This window comes from Massilia sp. CT11-108 (assembly GCF_047302915.1).
Lineage (GTDB): Bacteria > Pseudomonadota > Gammaproteobacteria > Burkholderiales > Burkholderiaceae_D > Telluria > Telluria orientalis.
This window is the reverse complement of sequence record NZ_JBKYMO010000597.1, coordinates 1-3024: the sequence shown is the minus strand read 5'-3', so window position 1 is coordinate 3024 and position 3024 is coordinate 1. Positions and strand designations below refer to the sequence as shown.

3 protein-coding genes are annotated in these 3024 nt (G+C 58.6%); 2 read left to right on the top strand and 1 reads right to left on the bottom strand.

Annotation, left to right across the window (positions count from 1 at the left end; translation table 11 throughout):
* A partial coding sequence (locus tag ACEN88_RS28045) for an arginase family protein (RefSeq protein WP_413344927.1) occupies positions 1 to 622 on the top strand: 622 nt, incomplete at its 5' end.
* 162 nt (positions 623 to 784) lie between these two features.
* Here ACEN88_RS28045 and ACEN88_RS28040 read toward each other — a convergent pair.
* On the bottom strand, positions 785 to 1681 hold the full coding sequence (locus ACEN88_RS28040; protein WP_413344925.1) for a LysR substrate-binding domain-containing protein: 897 nt from the start codon (positions 1679 to 1681) through the stop codon (positions 785 to 787).
* A 184-nt stretch (positions 1682 to 1865) separates the two neighbouring features.
* Here ACEN88_RS28040 and ACEN88_RS28035 point away from each other — a divergent pair, with 184 nt between their 5' ends.
* The gene (locus tag ACEN88_RS28035) at positions 1866 to 2819 is read left to right on the top strand and encodes an aromatic alcohol reductase (protein WP_413344929.1); all 954 of its coding nucleotides are present in this window, start codon (positions 1866 to 1868) and stop codon (positions 2817 to 2819) included.
* The last annotated feature ends 205 nt before the right edge of the window (positions 2820 to 3024 follow it).

Genomic DNA, 3024 nt, shown 5'->3' with positions numbered 1-3024 from the left:
CCACTTCGTTTTCCCCCGCGGGCGGCTGGGGGCGCTGGCCGGCGCGCGGCGCCGCGGGCCGCTGGCGCTCGTCCACGTGGATGGCCACAGCGATTTCCGCCACCCGGGCAACTACGACCCGGACAGCATGCTGGGAGCCGTCGCGGGTATGGACCTCGCGCTGGCCACGGGCCGCGGCGAGGCGCTGATGACCGACTGGCCCGGCGTGGAGTCGCCCCTGGTGCGGGATCGCGACGTCGTCCAGATCGGCGAGCGGGACGGGCGGCGTCCCGACTTTGCCTGGGCGGACGTGAACGACACCGGTTTCGAACGCATCGACGTGTTCACGGCGAACGAGATCGGGCCGCCGGCGGTGCTGGAACGCACGCGGCAACGGCTGGACAAGCGCTTCTGGATCCACCTGGACGTCGACGTGCTCGACGAAGCCGTGATGCCCGCGGTCGACAGCCCCGGTGCGCCGGGTATCGCGCCGGACGATCTCGTGGCGATCCTGTCCGGCCTCGTGTCCGACGTACGCTGCATCGGGATGACCGTCACCGTGTTCGATCCCGAGCTCGATCCGGACGGGCGCCATGCCCGCACGCTCGTCGGCCTGCTGGGCAGGCTGCCGTTCGGGCGCTGACCCGACGCCGGAGTTGGAGCGCCTAACAAAACCGCCTAGTTGTTCTACAGGCAACAGCCGGATACACTGGGCCGTGCCGACCATCCGCTATCGGCCAAAAGCGGACCATCGCAAAGCTATAAGACTAGTTTGCAGTAGTCAACGATATGGATTTGTCATACCCTATCCGACCTTCGTGAAAAGCCCTGCAGCCCAATCGGCGAACGCTCGCATGGCCGGAGAGAGAAAGCGATGATGAGGATAGATCAGCGACACTGGCACGGGTTCCGGTCGCATGTCGGCCAGTACCTCGACTAAGTCTCCGCTGTGCAAATGGTCGACCACCAAGATCTCAGCCAATTGCATCAGGCCGCCTCCGGCGAGACCCAGCTTGATGTACAGGCCAGTCTCGTTAACTGCAACCGTGCCGGCAACTTGCACAGCAACCTTCTCTCCGGCCTCCACGAAATTCAGCTCGCCTGTCCGCCGAGTTGTATTGGCAAAGTAGTGAACCGCGCTGTGGCGTTGCAAATCCTCTAGATTTTTGGGAATGCCCTGTTGATTCAGATAGACCGGTGCCGCGCATGTGATCCAGCGCAACTCTCCCAGATGACGCGCAATCAGGGTCGAGTCATGGAGGCGACCGGTACGGATTACGCAATCGACGCCATCCTGTATCAAGTCCACCTGGCGATCATTTATGCCGATCATTAGATAGATGTCGGGGAACTTCGCTTGGAATTGCGCCAACTGTGGAAGGATGAGGGCATGCGCGATCCCTCCAGGCATATCTACTCGCACTCTCCCTTGCGGACGCTCGGCGGAGCCATGCAGGCTGGATTCCGTGTCATCAATCAGGTCAAGTATCGCGCGGCAGCGATGGAAGTATTGCTCGCCCTCCGGTGTCAAGCTGAGCTTTCTGGTGGAGCGGTTGAGCAAACGTGTCTGCAAATGTTTTTCCAGCCGCTTGATGATGCCCGTCACGGACGACGCGGGTAAGCTCAGCGTTTCTGCTGCACGAATGAAACTCCCGCTTTCGACTACGCGAAGAAATACCTGCATTGCTTGCACACGGTCCATGTGTTGCCTTCAAAGCGATTAGCGAAACCGGCACTATAACGCAAGATTATTCGGATTTTTCGCATATTGAAAACCTCTAGTGCTACTTTTTCTGCATCACGACAATCGCTACAGTGCAGCTATCAAATCCACAGGAGAATCAACAATGTTCGATCAAAACCGCCAACAGCTCCCAACGCTTACGATGAACCTAGCAGATCCTAACGCCACATCTCAAAACATTCTCGTGCTCGGTGCCGGCGAACTCGGCCTGCCAGTGCTGCGCAGTCTCGCGAACCGCGCAAAGGCAATCAATGGGGTGAAGATCAGCGTCCTGCTGCGTGCAAGTGCCGTTGAGTCAAACTCTAAGGACAAGCAGCGTGATATCTCGGAGATCAGGGACCTCGGGATTGAGATCGTGATAGGCGATCTGGTAAAGAGCTCCATCGATGAGCTCGCCGTGGTGTTCGCGCGCTATGACACCGTCGTCGGTTGCGCGGGATACGCGGCTGGTGTCGACACACCAATGAAGTTGGCCCGGGCTGCCCTGCAGGCGCGAATTCCAAGGTATTTCCCGTGGCAATTCGGCGTCGACTTTGACGTGATTGGACGGGGCAGTCCGCAGGACATTTTCGATGCGCAGTTGGACGTGCGTGAGCTTTTGCGCAGTCAGCACATGACCGAATGGGTCATTATCTCAACTGGCATGTTTATGAGCTATCTGTTCGAGCCCGAATTCGGCGTTGTAGACTTGCAAGACAATTCAATCCATGCTCTGGGCAGTCTAAGCACTGCTGTGACCGTGACGACCCCCGATGATATCGGAGTCTTGACTGCTGAGGTCTTGTTCGCTACGCCTCGCATCCGGAACGAGATTGTCTTCCTGGCCGGCGATACTGTGACTTATGGCGAAGTTGCGGACAAACTGGAGTCCTCCCTCGGCCGACCCTTTAGTCGATCGGTTTGGAGCGAGGAGTATTTGCTGGACGAACTGGCACGCGAGCCGAACAATATGATGCGCAAGTATCGTGCAGCCTTCGCTCAAGGACGGGGCGTCGCTTGGGACAAGCGTGGCACGTTCAACAGCCAACGCGGCCTCGTGGTTACCGACGTGGCATCGTGGATCAATACGAACCTGGTTTCCGGCCGCAGCAAGTAATCGTCGTTCATGGGCTAGGTGAGGGCATCGACAGCTATCGTCAGCGACCGTCGTGTGAGTTCAAGTCTGAGCTAGTGCAACTCAACGTAGTGTCCAGGATAGGCTGACTGCTACAGTCCGCTTCGGGTCCAGGCCGTGTAAAAACGCGAAACCGAAGCCTGGGAGCTCGGTTACACGAGCCAGGACTAATTGCAAAGCATCGGAA

What these genes read in the sequence shown, in the direction of transcription:
- ACEN88_RS28035 (WP_413344929.1), top strand. Translation starts at nt 1,866, where the DNA reads ATGAACCTAGCAGATCCTAACGCCACATCTCAAAACATTCTCGTGCTC.
- ACEN88_RS28040 (WP_413344925.1), bottom strand. Translation starts at nt 1,681, where the DNA reads ATGGACCGTGTGCAAGCAATGCAGGTATTTCTTCGCGTAGTCGAAAGC.